The following is a 15,012-nucleotide window of genomic DNA, read 5'->3' as shown; positions in this document are numbered from 1 at the left end:
AATGCCTGGTGAATCGTTTTGTAATTGCTGACTCCACTCTTTGTATTGGCTGCCACACCTGTGAAGCCGCCTGCTCAGAGACACATCGCCAGCATGGCCTGCAGTCAATGCCGCGCCTGAAAGTGATGTTAAATGAAAAAGAATCCGCGCCGCAGCTTTGCCACCAGTGTGAAGATGCGCCTTGCGCCACCGTGTGTCCGGTTAATGCCATTAACCGCGTTGATGGCGCCGTACAGCTGAATGAAAGCCTGTGCGTAAGCTGCAAACTGTGCGGGATCGCTTGTCCGTTTGGCGCGATAGAGTTTTCCGGTAGCCGTCCGCTGCATATCCCGGCAAACGCCAATACGCCAAAAGCGCCTCCGGCTCCGCCAGCGCCTGCTCGCGTGAGTTCGCTGTTGGACTGGGTTCCTGGCGTTCGTGCCATCGCGGTGAAATGCGATCTGTGCAGTTTTGATGAGCTTGGTCCGGCCTGCGTGCGCATGTGTCCGACCAAAGCCCTGCACCTGGTGAGCAACATGGATATCGCCCGCGCCAGCAAACGTAAGCGTGAGCTGACTTTCAATACCGATTTCGGCGATCTCACCTTGTTTCAGCAGGCTCAGAGTGGGGATGCAAAATGAGCGCAATTTCACTGATTAACAGCGGCGTGGCCTGGTTTACAGCGGCTGCGGTTCTGGCATTTCTGTTTTCATTTCATAAATCGCTGAGCGGCTGGATTGCTGGAGTTGGCGGTGCGGTCGGCAGCTTGTGTACGGCAGCCGCTGGTTTTACCGTTCTGACTAATGCGCTGGCGGTGAGCGGCGTGATGCCGTTTATTGGGCACAGTCTGCAAATTACTCCGCTGAATGCTATCTGGCTGATTACGCTGGGACTGTGCGGCCTGTTTGTCAGCCTGTACAACATTGACTGGCATCGTCATCCGCAGGTGAAAGCTAACGGCCTGCTGGTGAATCTGCTGATGGCCGCGGCGGTATGTGCGGTGGTTGCCAGCAACCTCGGTACGCTGGTGGTGATGGCGGAAATCATGGCGCTGTGTGCCGTGTTCCTCACCGGATGCAGTAAAGAAGGCAAACTGTGGTTTGCGCTGGGGCGTATTGGTACGCTGCTGCTGGCGGTTGCCTGCTACCTTGTGTGGCAACGTTACGGCACTCTGGAGCTGCGTCTGCTAGACCTGCGCACCCAGGAGCTGCCGCTCGGGTCTGACATCTGGCTGCTGGGCGTGGCAGGTTTTGGCCTGCTGGCCGGGATTATTCCTCTGCATGGTTGGGTGCCACAGGCACACGCCAATGCCAGCGCACCGGCTGCGGCACTGTTCTCTACCGTCGTCATGAAGGTTGGTCTACTGGGTATTCTCTCCCTGTCGCTGCTGGGCGGTAATGCACCGCTGTGGTGGGGGGTTACGCTGCTGGTGTTGGGCATGATCACCGCATTTGTTGGCGGTCTGTATGCGCTGATGGAACACAATATCCAGCGCCTGCTGGCGTACCACACGCTGGAAAACATCGGCATTATTCTGCTGGGGCTAGGCGCTGGCGTGACCGGGATTTCCCTGAATCAACCGGCGCTGATTGCGCTGGGTTTGACCGGCGGTCTGTACCACCTGGTAAACCACAGCCTGTTCAAAAGCGTTCTGTTCCTGGGCGCAGGCAGCATCTGGTTCCGTACCGGTCATCGTGATATCGAAAAACTGGGCGGTATCGGCAAACGCATGCCGGTTATCTCTCTGGCGATGTTGGTTGGCCTGATGGCGATGGCCGCGCTGCCGCCGCTGAACGGTTTTGCCGGTGAGTGGGTTATCTATCAATCCTTCTTCAAGCTGGGTAACAGCGGGGCGTTTGTCGGTCGTCTGTTAGGGCCGTTGCTGGCGGTTGGGCTGGCAATTACCGGCGCGCTGGCGGTGATGTGTATGGCGAAAGTCTATGGCGTAACGTTCCTTGGTGCACCGCGCACGAAGGAAGCTGAAAACGCCTGCTGCGCACCAATCCTGATGGGCGTGAGCGTCGTTGCGCTGGCTATCTGCTGTGTGATTGGCGGCGTGGCTGCGCCGTGGCTGCTGCCGATGATCTCATCTGCCGTTCCGCTGCCGCTGGAAACTGCGAACACCACCGTTTCTCAGCCAATGATCACGCTGCTGCTGATCGCATGTCCGCTGCTGCCGTTCATCATCATGGCAATTTTCAAAGGCAACCGTCTGCCGTCGCGTTCACGCGGTGCGGCATGGGTGTGTGGTTACGATCACGAGCAGTCAATGGTCATTACCGCGCACGGTTTTGCCATGCCGGTGAAAGAAGCCTTTGCCCCGGTACTCAAACTGCGTAAGTGGTTGAATCCGGTATCACTGGTTCCGGGCTGGCAGAATGCGGCTGCGCCGGTGCTGTTCCGTCGCCTGGCGCTGATTGAGCTGGCGGTGCTGGTGGTGATTGTGGTTTCACGAGGAGCCTGAAAATGAGTGTTTTATATCCGTTAATTCAGGCGCTGGTGCTGTTTGCCGTTGCGCCGCTGCTGTCCGGCGTTACCCGCGTGGCGCGCGCGCGTTTGCACAATCGCCGCGGTCCGGGCGTTTTGCAGGAATACCGCGACATTATCAAACTGCTGGGCCGTCAGAGCATTGCGCCTGCGGATTCCAGTTGGGTCTTCCGCTTGACGCCGTTTGTGATGGTGGGCGTGATGCTGACTATCGCCACTGCGCTACCGGTAGTGACCGTTGGCTCACCGCTGCCGCAACTGGGCGATCTGATCACCTTAATTTACCTGTTCGCCATTGCCCGTTTTTTCTTCTCTATCGCGGGACTGGATACCGGTAGCCCGTTTACCGCCATTGGTGCCAGCCGTGAAGCGATGCTCGGCGTGCTGGTTGAACCTATCCTGTTGCTGGGGCTGTGGGTAGCGGCACAGGTTGCGGGTTCAACCCATATCAGCAATATCGCCGATACCATTTACCACTGGCCTGCTGCGCGCAGCATCCCGCTGATTCTGGCACTGTGCGCCTGTGCTTTCGCCACCTTTATCGAAATGGGCAAACTGCCATTCGATCTGGCAGAAGCAGAGCAAGAGCTGCAGGAAGGTCCATTGACTGAATACAGCGGCAGCGGTTTTGCCGTGCTGAAATGGGGCATTAGCCTCAAGCAACTGGTCGTTCTGCAAATGTTCGTTGGTGTGTTCCTGCCGTGGGGACAGATGGAAACCTTCACCGCGGGTGGGCTGCTGTTGGCGCTGGTGATTGCCGTCGTCAAGCTGGTCCTCGGCGTGCTGGTCATCGCCCTGTTCGAAAACAGCATGGCGCGTCTGCGTTTTTGCGCCACTTCACGCGTGACCTGGGCCGGTTTTGGGTTTGCGTTTTTAGCGTTCGTCTCCTTGCTGGTGGCGTGATTTAAGAGAGTTTGAGCATGTCTGAAGAAAAATTAGGTCAACAATATCTCGCTGCGCTGCATCAGGCCTTTCCGGGCGTGGTGCTGGATGAAGCCTGGCAGACCAAAGATCAGCTGACGATCACCGTCAAGGTGAACTACCTGCCGGAAGTGGTGGAGTTCCTGTACTACAAACAGGGCGGCTGGTTGTCCGTGTTGTTTGGTAACGACGAACGCCAGCTGTGCGGCCATTACGCTGTTTATTATGTGATGTCGATGGAGCAGGGCACCAAATGCTGGATAACCGTCCGCGTTGAAGTCGATGCCAATAAGCTGGAGTTCCCGTCCGTCACGCCGCGCGTTCCGGCTGCGGTCTGGGGCGAGCGCGAAGTGCGCGATATGTACGGTTTGATCCCGGTAGGTTTGCCGGATGAGCGTCGTCTGGTACTGCCCGATGACTGGCCGGACGAACTCTATCCGCTGCGTAAAGACAGCATGGATTATCGTCAGCGCCCGGCGCCGACTACCGATGCTGAAACCTACGAGTTCATCAACGAACTGGGCGACAAGAAAAATAACGTGGTGCCGATTGGCCCGTTGCACGTCACCTCCGATGAACCCGGTCACTTCCGCCTGTTCGTGGACGGCGAGAACATTATTGATGCCGACTACCGTCTGTTCTATGTCCACCGCGGCATGGAGAAACTGGCGGAAACCCGTATGGGTTACAACGAAGTGACGTTCCTGTCAGATCGCGTGTGTGGTATCTGCGGCTTTGCGCATAGCACCGCCTATACCACCTCCGTTGAGAATGCGATGGGCATCGTGGTGCCGGAACGTGCGCAGATGATCCGTGCCATTCTACTGGAAGTTGAGCGTCTGCACTCGCACCTGCTGAACCTCGGCCTGGCCTGTCACTTCACCGGTTTTGACTCCGGCTTTATGCAGTTCTTCCGCGTGCGTGAAACGTCGATGAAGATGGCGGAGATCCTCACCGGGGCACGTAAAACTTACGGTCTGAACCTGATCGGCGGTATCCGTCGTGATCTGCTGAAAGAAGATATGATCCAGACCCGTCAACTGGCGCAGCAGATGCGTCGTGACGTGCAGGAACTGGTCGATATGCTGCTCAGTACGCCGAATATGGAACAGCGTACCGTTGGTATTGGTCGTCTGGATCCGGAAATTGCCCGTGACTTCAGTAACGTCGGCCCGATGGTTCGCGCCAGCGGCCACGCGCGTGACACCCGCGCCGATCACCCGTTTGTCGGCTATGGTCTGCTGCCGATGGAAGTTCATAGCGAGCAAGGCTGCGACGTTATTTCTCGTCTGAAAGTTCGTATTAATGAAGTCTACACCGCACTGAATATGATCGACTTTGGTCTTGATAACCTGCCGGGCGGCCCGCTGATGGTGGAAGGCTTTACCTACATTCCTCACCGTTTCGCACTGGGCTTTGCTGAAGCGCCGCGCGGAGATGACATTCACTGGAGCATGACCGGCGACAACCAGAAACTGTATCGCTGGCGCTGCCGTGCGGCGACCTACGCCAACTGGCCGACGCTGCGCTACATGCTGCGTGGTAATACCGTTTCCGATGCGCCGCTGATTATCGGTAGCCTCGATCCTTGCTACTCCTGTACTGACCGTATGACCGTGGTCGATGTACGTAAGAAGAAGAGCAAAGTCGTGCCGTACAAAGAACTTGAGCGCTACAGCATCGAGCGTAAAAACTCGCCGCTGAAATAAGGAATCGCCATGTTTACCTTTATCAAAAAAGTCATCAAAACCGGGGCACCGACGTCGTCGTATCCGCTGGAGCCGATCGCGGTCGATAAAAACTTCCGTGGCAAACCGGAACATAATCCGCAGCAGTGCATCGGCTGTGCGGCCTGTGTGAATGCGTGCCCGTCGAACGCGCTGACGGTCGAAACCGATCTGGTCACCAATGAGTTGGCGTGGCAGTTCAACCTCGGTCGCTGCATCTTCTGCGCCCGTTGCGAAGAAGTTTGCCCGACGGCGGCAATCAAGCTGTCGCAGGAGTATGAGCTGGCGGTGTGGAAGAAAGAGGATTTCCTGCAGCAGTCCCGCTTTGCGCTGTGTAACTGCCGCGTATGTAACCGTCCGTTTGCGGTACAAAAAGAGATTGATTACGCCATTGCGCTGCTTAAGCACAACGGTGATAGCCGCGCGGAAAACCACCGTGAAAGCTTTGAGACCTGCCCGGACTGTAAGCGCCAGAAATGCCTGGTGCCGTCTGATCGTATTGAACTGACTCGCCATATGAAAGAGGCCAGCTGATGAGCAATTTATTAGGCCCACGTGACGCCAACGGTATTCCGGTACCGATGACGGTGGATGAATCCATTGCCAGCATGAAAGCGTCGCTGCTAAAAAGCATCAAGCGTTCAGCGTACGTTTACCGTGTGGACTGCGGCGGCTGCAACGGTTGCGAAATCGAAATCTTCGCCACGCTTTCTCCGCTGTTTGACGCCGAACGTTTTGGCATCAAAGTGGTACCGTCCCCGCGTCATGCGGATATCCTGCTGTTTACCGGCGCGGTAACCCGTGCCATGCGCTCTCCGGCGCTACGCGCCTGGCAGTCTGCGCCAGACCCGAAAATTTGTATCTCTTACGGTGCTTGCGGTAACAGCGGCGGTATTTTCCACGACTTATACTGCGTATGGGGCGGCACGGACAAAATCGTACCGGTGGATGTCTATATCCCTGGCTGCCCGCCAACGCCTGCAGCCACGCTGTATGGTTTTGCAATGGCGCTGGGTCTGCTGGAACAAAAAATTCACGCGCGTGCGCCGGGTGAACTGGACGAACAGCCCGCCGAAATTCTGCATCCGGATATGGTTCAGCCGCTGCGAGTGAAGGTGGATCGCGAGGCTCGCCGTCTGGCGGGATACCGCTACGGTCGCCAGATTGCTGATGACTATATGACGCAGTTAGGGCAGGGCGAGCATCAGGTGGCGCGCTGGCTGGAGGCGGAAAACGATCCGCGTCTGACCGAGATCGTCACGCATCTTAACCATGTTGTCGAAGAGGCGCGTATCCGATGAGTGAAACGGTGGTGTTCAGTCAACTGAGCCGTAAGTTTATTGATGAGAACGATGCGACGCCCGCTGAGGCGCAGCAGGTTGTCTATTACAGCCTGGCGATTGGTCACCACCTTGGGATCATCGATTGCCTGGAAGCGGCGTTAACTTGTCCATGGGACGAATATCTGGCATGGATTGCTACCCTTGCTGAGGGAAGCGAAGCTCGCCGGAAAATGGAAGGTGTGCCGAAATACGGCGAGATCGTTATCGATTTCAACCATGTGCAAATGCTGGCACGCGCGTTCGATGATGCGCGTGCCGTACAGACCCCGCAGCAGCAGGAGTGGAGCAAGCTGATGCTTAGCATGCTGCACGACATACACCAGGAAAGCGCCATCTATCTGATGGTGAGGAGACACCGTGACTGACGTTTTATTATGTGTGGGTAACAGCATGATGGGCGATGACGGCGCGGGCCCGCTGCTGGCTGAAATGTGTGCTGCAAATCCTCAAGGCAACTGGGTTGTCATCGACGGCGGAAGCGCGCCGGAAAATGACATTGTCGCGATCCGTGAACTGCGTCCGCAACGTTTGTTGATTGTTGATGCTACCGATATGGGGCTGAACCCAGGTGAAATCCGCATTATCGATCCCGATGACATTGCCGAGATGTTCATGATGACCACCCATAACATGCCGCTGAATTACCTGGTCGATCAGCTGAAAGACGACGTTGGTGAGGTGATTTTCCTCGGCATTCAACCGGACATCGTCGGTTTTTACTACCCGATGACACAGCCGATCAAAGATGCTGTTGATACCGTCTATCAGCGATTAGCCGGTTGGGAAGGACACGGTGGATTCTCCGAGCTGGAAGCGCCAGAAGAGTAAACCGTATCAGTGCCGGATGTGAACGACATCCGGCCTGTTTTCCCAGTGTATCCTCGTCATTCAATTGCCTGCTCAATAATTAATTTCCCCTGCATCACTGATACATTCACTGCTGTACCGGTCGGAAATCCAGCTTGTTCCAGCCAGTCGCCGTTCAGCGTGAGCGAGGCGTGCCGACTGATTCGTCGCGTGTAACCCGTTTTTGGATCTTCATGGCGTTTTCTGACATAGCTGACTTTCAAGCGACGTACCGGTTTGGTGATTACCTCTGCTGATTTACCCTTTTTATCAAACATGCACGCTTCCTTGTGGTGAACGGCCAGGATTAAAAACTACTGAATAAAATGCCAGTAAAAAAGGATGAGGGCAAACCTGAAACTGGAAGGACGATTCCACATCTGGAATGTAATAAATGAAATGAAAATATGTAATTCTGCCGGAAGACTGTAACCCCCTCCGGCAGATCTGTTATGCCAGATCGGCGCCGTTGCTGGCGATCACTTTTTTGTACCACCAGAATGATTTCTTACGGGTGCGCGTCAGCGTGCCGTTGCCCGCGTCATCGCGGTCCACATACACAAAACCGTAGCGTTTGCTCATCTCACCGGTTGAGGCAGAAACCAGATCGATACAGCCCCAGGTGGTGTAACCCATCAGGGGCACGCCATCTTCAATCGCGTCTGCCATGGCGCGAATATGTTCGCGTAAATAGCTAATGCGATAGTCGTCATTGATCTCACCATTGGCATCGATTTCATCCTTCGCTCCCAGCCCGTTCTCCACCAGAAATAGCGGTTTCTGGTAGCGGTCATACATCATATTCATGGTGATGCGCAGACCAAGCGGATCGATGCCCCAGCCCCATTCGCTGGCCGCAATATACGGATTACGCAGCGACTTCACCACGTTGGCGGCGCTGGTATTGCCGGTGTTCATTTCCGCCGAGGCGCAGCGCGATGCGTAATAGCTGAACGAGACGAAATCGACGGTGTTTTTCAGGATGTCGTCATCTTCTGGGGCTTTTTCTATGACCACGCCTTTTTCGCGAAACACGCGGGCAGAATAAGCCGGGTAGGCCCCGCGCGCCTGCACATCAATAAAGAACAGGTTTTCGCGGTCTTTTTCCAGCGCGGTCCACACATCTTCTGGTTTACAGGAATAAGGATAAAAATTACCGCCAGCCAGCATACAACCGACATGGTTTTGCGGATTAATTTCATGGGCTATTTTAGTCGCCAGGGCGCTGGCTATCAGTTCGTGGTGAGCGGACTGATATTTCACCTGATCCTGATTTTCACCTTCTTCAAATACCAGCCCGGCGCCTGAAAAGGGGCTGTGCAGCATAATGTTGATTTCGTTGAACGTCAGCCAGTACTTCACCAGACCGTCAAAGGCCTCGAAGCAGGTACGGGCGTAGCGGGTAAAGAACTCAACCATTTTGCGGTTACGCCAGGAGCCGTACTCGGTGACCAGATGCATTGGCACATCGAAGTGACACAGCGTGACTAATGGCTCAATACCGTATTTTTTACACTCGGCAAACACGCTCTGGTAAAACGCGATGCCCTCTTTATTCGGCGTCAGCTCATCGCCGTTAGGGTAGAGACGGCTCCAGGCAATGGAAGTACGAAATACCGTAAAACCCATTTCGGCCATCAGCGCGATATCTTCTTTATAGCGATGATAAAAGTCGATCGCCTGATGGCTAGGATAAAATTCGTTATCCCACAGCGCAAAGCGCTTTTCCTGACCCAGCTTGACGGGCATCCGATGTGTGCCGTGGGGGATCATATCGACGGTAGTCAGTCCTTTGCCGCCTTCCCGGTATGCCCCTTCAGACTGGTTGGCGGCCAGTGCGCCGCCCCATAAAAATCCTTGCGGAAAAACAGACATAATTAACCTCAGTTCATACCAGTCAAATGCTGGCTCCATTGATATTGCCCGGTTGTGCGGCCTGGTTTTTTCTGGCCTGCGCGGCTGCATCTTCGACAGGGATATCTTCAAAGCCAAGAATCAGCGTTAATACAAAGGAAAGCACTACCGCCAGCGCCATCACGCCAAATACCCAAACGATAGTCATCGGATTGGCCGGATCGAAAAACTGGACGCTGGTGAACAGGCCAGGAGCTGCCATGGAGTGGCTTGCAAGTCCGGCCATTCCGGCAACGGCACCGCAGATAAAACCGCTGATAAGACTTGCAATTAGTGGTCGTTTCAGGCGGATCGCTACGCCATAAAGCGCAGGTTCGGAAATCCCCGCCATGATGGCGGAGGCGGCTGCCGCTAACGCCGTCTGACGCAGTTCCGGGTTTTTGGTTTTCCATGCTACTGCCAGCGATGAACCACCTAACGACAAGTTGGCGCCGATTTCTGACGGCATCACCATGCCTTCTTTTCCGGTTTCGGCAATGGTTTGAATAATGGTTGGCGTAAAGACACGGTGCATACCGGTCATTACCAGCAGCGGCCACAGTGCGCCCATAATGGCCACCGACAGCCAGCCGAGATAGCCGTGAATGGTATAGACCAGCGCTGAAATTGCGCTACCGATCCAGATACCGATCGGGCCAATGATGACAATGGCGAGCGGCGCGGCGATCAGCACGATTAGCATTGGTTTAAGGAAGTTTTTGGTTACCGCAGGAGTGATGCGATCGACCCAACGTTCGATGTATGACAGGCACCAGGTCATCACCAGCGCCGGGATCACCGTGTAGGTGTATTTCACTGCCGTCACCGGGATTAGGGCAAACTCAACGTGCTCACCCTGCGCAGCCTTCGCCATCAGATCGATGAAGCTGGGATGCACCAGTACGCCCGCGATGGCGATTGCCAGCGACATGTTGGTTTTGAATTTGATAGCGGCCGACGCGGCGACCATCAGCGGCAGGAAGAAAAATGCGCCGTCACCGATAACGGTCAGAATGGTGAGCGTGGACGATCCTTTCTCCAGCACGCCGGTCATTTCGAGGATCATTGCCAGCAGCTTGAGCATTGATCCGCCGATAATTGCCGGGATCAACGGCGACATGGTGCCGATCAGCGCGTCGAGGATCCCCGCGCCAATCCGCTTCAGCGTCAGTCGGGGGTTGGTTTGCGGCTCAGCAGGCTGCATATTGGCAGGCAACAGGCTGACCACTTCGCGATACGCCTGCGAAACGGTGTTGCCGATGATCACCTGGCACTGGTTATCGCTACGCACCACGCCAAGTACGCCAGAAAGCGTTTTCAGCGTCGCGCTGTCGACCTGCGAGTCATCTTTGATAACGAAACGCAAACGGGTCATACAGTGGGTCACTGCTGTGATGTTGTCGACGCCTCCCAGAGCCGTCACAACGGAGCGCGCCAGCGCTGCATAATTCTTGGACATCGGATTTAATCCTGTTTTATCAGTAGGGTACGTTATGTTTTATCCGTTTACGTTGGGTCGCTTTTCTGGGTTATGAAACGCAGATAGGAAACCGGTTCCACAAAATCATGTTTAAAATATAAGTAATGAGCAAGATTTAAATTTGATCATTTTTTGTAATTGTGACTACGATCACCAGATGTCAGCGTCTGCGATTTAGCAGCAAGGACAGCGGCGAAACGGTGCAGTACACTGCGTCACATTGAGAGAATAGGGATGAGTAATATGACCACGATGCTGGAGGTGGCGAAGCGTGCCGGGGTGTCGAAAGCGACAGTTTCCCGGGTGCTTTCCGGGAACGGCTACGTCAGCCAGGAGACCAAAGACCGCGTGTTTCAGGCCATTGAAGAGAGTGGTTACCGCCCAAACTTGCTGGCGCGCAGTCTGGCGGCGAAAACCACGCAGACGCTGGGCCTGGTGGTAACAAATACCCTTTATCACGGCGTCTATTTCAGCGAGCTGCTGTTTCATACCGCGCGGATGGCGGAAGATAAAGGACGCCAGCTGTTACTGGCTGACGGTAAGCACAGCGCTGAGGAAGAGCGCCAGGCGATCCAGTACCTGCTCGACCTGCGCTGTGACGCGATTATGATTTATCCGCGTTTTCTCAGCGTGGATGAGATAGACGATATCATCGATGCCCACAGCCAGCCGATTATGGTGCTTAATCGACGCCTGCGGAAAAACAGTAGCCACAGCGTATGGTGTGATCAAAAGCAGACCAGCTTTAACGCCGTTACTCAGCTCATTGCCGCCGGGCATAAAGAGATTGGTTTTATTACCGGCTCGATGGATTCTCCAACAGGCTTGGAGCGACTTTCAGGTTATAAAGACGCGCTGGCACATCATGGTATCGCGCTAAATAATGATCTGATTGTTAAAGGGAAATGGACGCCAGCCTGCGGCGCAGCGGGTGTGGATACTTTGCTTTCGCGCAATGTCAATTTTACCGCGCTGGTGGCCAGTAATGACGATATGGCGATCGGCGCGATGAAGCAGTTGCACGAGCAAGGCGTGAGCGTTCCCGCACAGGTGTCGGTGATTGGTTTTGATGATATCGCCCTCGCGGCATACACTATTCCGGCGCTTTCCAGCGTTAAAATTCCGGTAACAGAAATGATTCAGGAAACGATTGGGCGTCTGATCTTTATGTTGGGTGACGGGGCGTTCAGGCCGTCAAAGACCTTCACCGGTGAACTCATCCAGCGCGACTCAGTTGCGCCGCCCGCTTCGCGCTGACGGCTGTCATTTGTCATCGTCACTAGTGACGATGACACGCCCTTCTTGCGTTTTTCAAAATAAAATTCCTTTAATAACAGCAAATTAAATTCTGGCACGATTTGTGAATGCTTCGGCAGATATTCTGTCATTGCTGGAGAAATTGATGAACCGTTTCATCATTGCAGACGCCAATAAATGCATTGGTTGCCGTACCTGTGAAGTGGCCTGCGTGGTATCCCATCAGGATAACCAGGACTGCGCATCGCTGACCCCTGAAACTTTTTTACCCCGCATTCACGTCATCAAAGGCGTTAATGTCTCCACGGCGACGCTGTGCCGCCAGTGTGAAGACGCGCCGTGCGCTAACGTCTGCCCGAACGGTGCGATCAGCCGTGATAAAGGTTTTGTTCACGTAATGCAGGAACGCTGCATTGGCTGTAAAACTTGCGTTGTGGCTTGTCCTTACGGCGCAATGGAAGTGGTCGTGCGTCCGGTTGTGCGTAACAGCGGCGCGGGTCTGAACGTCCGTGCAGAAAAAGCTGAAGCCAATAAGTGCGACCTGTGCCACCATCGCGAGGCCGGTCCTGCCTGTATGGAAGTGTGCCCGACTCACGCGCTGATTTATGTAGATCGCAATAAGCTTGAGCAACTTAGCGCGGAAAAACGCCGTCGCGCGGCGCTGGATTCCACCGCATCTTTGCTGTTCTGATATCTGAAAATCCGCGTAAAATACGGTAGTACTTATGCCGGATGGCGGCTTCGCCTTATCCGGCCTACTGTTCGCATCCCCGTAGGCCTGATAAGCATCGCGCCATCAGGCTAACCGGGATTGATGACTGCGAGAATAATCTAATGACAATAAACAACCACTCCGGCGTACAGTTGCGTATTCGCGGCAAAGTACAGGGCGTCGGATTTCGCCCCTACGTCTGGCAACTGGCGCAGCGGTTACAACTGCATGGCGATGTGTGTAACGACGGTGACGGTGTGGTTGTGCGCTTACAGGAAGATCCGGCGGTATTTATTGCGCAGTTACATCAACACTGCCCACCGCTGGCGCGCATTGACAGCGTTGAGAGCGAAGCATTCGCCTGGACGCAGCAGCCTGCCGATTTCTCGATTCGTCAAAGTGCTGGCGGTACGATGAATACGCAAATCGTTCCGGATGCCGCGACCTGTCCCGAATGCCTTGTTGAAATGAACACCCCCGGCGAACGTCGCTACCGATACCCCTTTATCAACTGCACCCACTGTGGTCCACGCTTTACGATTATCCGCGCCATGCCCTATGACCGCCCGTTCACCGTGATGGCGTCGTTCCCACTCTGTGCGCAATGCGACAAAGAGTATCGTGACCCGTATGATCGTCGCTTCCATGCCCAGCCCGTTGCCTGTCCGGCGTGCGGCCCTCATCTTGAGTGGTTCAGCACGGATGAGCGGGCAGAGAAAGAAGAGGCGCTGCAGGCGGTGGTATCGCGACTGAAAGCAGGCGGTATTGTGGCGGTTAAAGGCATTGGTGGGTTTCATCTGGTGTGCGATGCGCGCAATGATGACGCTGTCGCGCTGCTCAGGCTGCGTAAACACCGTCCGGCGAAACCGCTGGCGGTAATGCTGCCAGGTGATGACGGACTGCCCGAACCTGCTCGTCGTTTGCTGACTACACCTGCTGCGCCGATCGTGCTGGTGCAGAAATGCTATGTCGCTGCATTGAGCGAGGGCATTGCGCCAGGGTTAACGGAAGTGGGCGTCATGCTGCCCGCGAATCCGTTGCAGCATTTGCTCTTACAAGAGATGAATTGTCCACTGGTGATGACCTCCGGCAACCTCAGCGGCAGGCCTCCGGCCATTACCAACGCCCAGGCGCTGGAAGATTTAAGTGCGATTGCTGATGGTTTCCTGCTGCATAACCGCGAAATTGTGCAGCGGATGGATGACTCCGTGGTGCGTGATAGCGGGGAAATGCTGCGTCGTTCCCGGGGGTACGTGCCGGATGCGGTTGCGCTGCCGCCAGGATTTCGCGACGTGCCGCCGATGCTGTGCTTAGGTGCAGATCTGAAAAATACCTTCTGCCTGGTGCGTGGCGAACAGGCAGTTATCAGCCAGCATTTAGGCGATCTCAGCGATGACGGCATTCAGCAACAGTGGCGTGATGCGCTACGCCTGATCCAGAATATTTATGATTTTACGCCACAGCGTATCGTGCATGATGCCCACCCTGGCTATGTTTCCAGCCAGTGGGCCAGCGAAATGAATCTGCCAACCGAAACGGTACTGCATCACCATGCGCATGCCGCTGCATGTCTTGCCGAGCACGGCTGGCCGCTCGATGGCGGCGATGTGATTGCTCTGACGCTGGACGGCATTGGTATGGGGGAAAATGGCGAACTGTGGGGCGGCGAATGTCTGCGGGTCAACTATAGTGAATGCGAACACCTTGGCGGCTTACCGGCGGTAGCGCTGGCGGGTGGCGATTTAGCGGCAAAACAGCCATGGCGCAATCTGCTCGCGCAGTGCCTGCGTTTTGTTCCTGACTGGCAGCGTTACCCGGAAACATCGGGGCTACAGCATCAAAACTGGAACGTACTGGCGCGCGCCATCGAGCGGGGAATCAATGCCCCGCTGGCATCGTCGTGCGGACGACTGTTTGATGCGGTTGCCGCCGCGTTGCATTGTGCGCCGGAATCGTTGAGTTATGAAGGTGAGGCGGCCTGTGCGCTGGAGACGCTGGCATCGCAGTGTGCAGGCGTTGATCACCCTGTTACGGTGCCGCTTAATGGCAATCAACTGGACTTAGCGATTTTTTGGCAGCAATGGCTGACCTGGCAGACCGACCCTGCAGAAAGAGCGTGGGCGTTTCACGACGCGCTGGCGTGTGGTTTTGCCACGCTGATGCGTGAGCAGGCCGAAGCGCGCGGAATTAAAACGTTAGTATTCAGCGGTGGCGTGATGCATAACCGCTTATTGTCGGCCCGTCTGGCGTTTTATCTGCGTGATTTTACCTTACTGTTCCCGCAGCGTTTACCGGCGGGCGACGGCGGGTTGTCATTGGGGCAGGGCGTGATTGCCGCGGCGCGGGTGTTGACGCAAAAATAAAAAA

At 55.3% G+C, this 15,012-nt stretch carries 14 protein-coding genes; 11 read left to right on the top strand and 3 right to left on the bottom strand.

Annotated elements, in window-relative coordinates; all coding sequences use genetic code 11:
- Positions 1-8 precede the first annotated feature (8 nt).
- The 8 genes from hycB to hycI are packed head-to-tail and all read left to right on the top strand — an operon-like array spanning position 9 to position 7,285.
- Positions 9-620, top strand: coding sequence for a formate hydrogenlyase subunit HycB (gene hycB, locus OGV89_RS11315; protein ID WP_003037401.1), 612 nt, complete (start codon positions 9-11; stop codon positions 618-620).
- Positions 617-2,443: a formate hydrogenlyase subunit 3 gene (gene hycC, locus OGV89_RS11310; RefSeq protein WP_016150886.1), complete on the top strand. Its 1,827-nt coding sequence runs from the start codon at positions 617-619 to the stop codon at positions 2,441-2,443. Before hycB ends, hycC begins: the two co-directional genes overlap by 4 nt.
- A 2-nt stretch (positions 2,444-2,445) precedes the next feature.
- Positions 2,446-3,369 (top strand): respiratory chain complex I subunit 1 family protein, encoded by a 924-nt coding sequence (locus OGV89_RS11305; protein WP_003825914.1) that lies wholly within the window; start codon positions 2,446-2,448, stop codon positions 3,367-3,369.
- 17 nt (positions 3,370-3,386) lie between these two features.
- Positions 3,387-5,096: a formate hydrogenlyase subunit HycE gene (hycE, locus tag OGV89_RS11300; RefSeq protein ID WP_003037393.1), complete on the top strand. Its 1,710-nt coding sequence runs from the start codon at positions 3,387-3,389 to the stop codon at positions 5,094-5,096.
- Between the two features lie 9 nt (positions 5,097-5,105).
- Entirely contained in the window at positions 5,106-5,648 is a 543-nt protein-coding gene (hycF, locus tag OGV89_RS11295) for a formate hydrogenlyase subunit HycF (protein WP_003846595.1), read from the top strand.
- Complete coding sequence (gene hycG / locus OGV89_RS11290) at positions 5,648-6,415, top strand: formate hydrogenlyase subunit HycG (protein WP_003037388.1); 768 nt, start codon at positions 5,648-5,650, stop codon at positions 6,413-6,415. The genes hycF and hycG overlap by 1 nt, the downstream gene beginning before the upstream one ends.
- Positions 6,412-6,822, top strand: coding sequence for a formate hydrogenlyase maturation HycH family protein (locus tag OGV89_RS11285; RefSeq protein ID WP_003037385.1), 411 nt, complete (start codon positions 6,412-6,414; stop codon positions 6,820-6,822). The genes hycG and OGV89_RS11285 overlap by 4 nt, the downstream gene beginning before the upstream one ends.
- Positions 6,815-7,285: a hydrogenase maturation peptidase HycI gene (hycI, locus tag OGV89_RS11280; RefSeq protein WP_003037382.1), complete on the top strand. Its 471-nt coding sequence runs from the start codon at positions 6,815-6,817 to the stop codon at positions 7,283-7,285. Before OGV89_RS11285 ends, hycI begins: the two co-directional genes overlap by 8 nt.
- A gap of 56 nt (positions 7,286-7,341) precedes the next feature.
- Here hycI and OGV89_RS11275 read toward each other — a convergent pair whose 3' ends face one another.
- The 3 genes from OGV89_RS11275 to ascF form a co-directional block, all read right to left on the bottom strand.
- Complete coding sequence (locus tag OGV89_RS11275; protein WP_003037379.1) at positions 7,342-7,581, bottom strand: SymE family type I addiction module toxin; 240 nt, start codon at positions 7,579-7,581, stop codon at positions 7,342-7,344.
- Positions 7,582-7,753: 172 nt separating this feature from the next.
- Positions 7,754-9,178, bottom strand: a complete 1,425-nt coding sequence (locus OGV89_RS11270) for a 6-phospho-beta-glucosidase (RefSeq protein ID WP_032938383.1) — start codon at positions 9,176-9,178, stop codon at positions 7,754-7,756.
- A gap of 22 nt (positions 9,179-9,200) precedes the next feature.
- Positions 9,201-10,655, bottom strand: coding sequence for a PTS cellobiose/arbutin/salicin transporter subunit IIBC (gene ascF, locus OGV89_RS11265; RefSeq protein WP_061549719.1), 1,455 nt, complete (start codon positions 10,653-10,655; stop codon positions 9,201-9,203).
- A gap of 264 nt (positions 10,656-10,919) precedes the next feature.
- On the opposite strand from ascF, the gene OGV89_RS11260 reads away from it, so the two are divergent.
- From OGV89_RS11260 to hypF, 3 genes are all read left to right on the top strand, one after another.
- Positions 10,920-11,933, top strand: coding sequence for a LacI family DNA-binding transcriptional regulator (locus OGV89_RS11260; RefSeq protein ID WP_049002952.1), 1,014 nt, complete (start codon positions 10,920-10,922; stop codon positions 11,931-11,933).
- 145 nt (positions 11,934-12,078) lie between these two features.
- Positions 12,079-12,624 (top strand): electron transport protein HydN, encoded by a 546-nt coding sequence (hydN, locus tag OGV89_RS11255; protein ID WP_003037366.1) that lies wholly within the window; start codon positions 12,079-12,081, stop codon positions 12,622-12,624.
- Positions 12,625-12,767: 143 nt separating this feature from the next.
- A complete protein-coding gene (hypF, locus tag OGV89_RS11250; protein ID WP_286558650.1) occupies positions 12,768-15,008 on the top strand; it encodes a carbamoyltransferase HypF in 2,241 nt (746 codons plus the stop codon).
- Positions 15,009-15,012: the final 4 nt, after the last annotated feature.

Source organism: Citrobacter sp. Cf125, from assembly GCF_030333935.1.
In the GTDB taxonomy this organism is placed as follows: domain Bacteria; phylum Pseudomonadota; class Gammaproteobacteria; order Enterobacterales; family Enterobacteriaceae; genus Citrobacter; species Citrobacter freundii.
This window is presented reverse-complemented; position numbering and strand designations above follow the sequence as displayed.

What these genes read in the sequence shown, in the direction of transcription:
- hycC (WP_016150886.1), top strand. Translation starts at nt 617, where the DNA reads ATGAGCGCAATTTCACTGATTAACAGCGGCGTGGCCTGGTTTACAGCG.
- OGV89_RS11305 (WP_003825914.1), top strand. Translation starts at nt 2,446, where the DNA reads ATGAGTGTTTTATATCCGTTAATTCAGGCGCTGGTGCTGTTTGCCGTT.
- hycE (WP_003037393.1), top strand. Translation starts at nt 3,387, where the DNA reads ATGTCTGAAGAAAAATTAGGTCAACAATATCTCGCTGCGCTGCATCAG.
- hycF (WP_003846595.1), top strand. Translation starts at nt 5,106, where the DNA reads ATGTTTACCTTTATCAAAAAAGTCATCAAAACCGGGGCACCGACGTCG.
- hycG (WP_003037388.1), top strand. Translation starts at nt 5,648, where the DNA reads ATGAGCAATTTATTAGGCCCACGTGACGCCAACGGTATTCCGGTACCG.
- OGV89_RS11285 (WP_003037385.1), top strand. Translation starts at nt 6,412, where the DNA reads ATGAGTGAAACGGTGGTGTTCAGTCAACTGAGCCGTAAGTTTATTGAT.
- OGV89_RS11275 (WP_003037379.1), bottom strand. Translation starts at nt 7,581, where the DNA reads ATGTTTGATAAAAAGGGTAAATCAGCAGAGGTAATCACCAAACCGGTA.
- OGV89_RS11270 (WP_032938383.1), bottom strand. Translation starts at nt 9,178, where the DNA reads ATGTCTGTTTTTCCGCAAGGATTTTTATGGGGCGGCGCACTGGCCGCC.
- ascF (WP_061549719.1), bottom strand. Translation starts at nt 10,655, where the DNA reads ATGTCCAAGAATTATGCAGCGCTGGCGCGCTCCGTTGTGACGGCTCTG.
- OGV89_RS11260 (WP_049002952.1), top strand. Translation starts at nt 10,920, where the DNA reads ATGACCACGATGCTGGAGGTGGCGAAGCGTGCCGGGGTGTCGAAAGCG.
- hydN (WP_003037366.1), top strand. Translation starts at nt 12,079, where the DNA reads ATGAACCGTTTCATCATTGCAGACGCCAATAAATGCATTGGTTGCCGT.
- hypF (WP_286558650.1), top strand. Translation starts at nt 12,768, where the DNA reads ATGACAATAAACAACCACTCCGGCGTACAGTTGCGTATTCGCGGCAAA.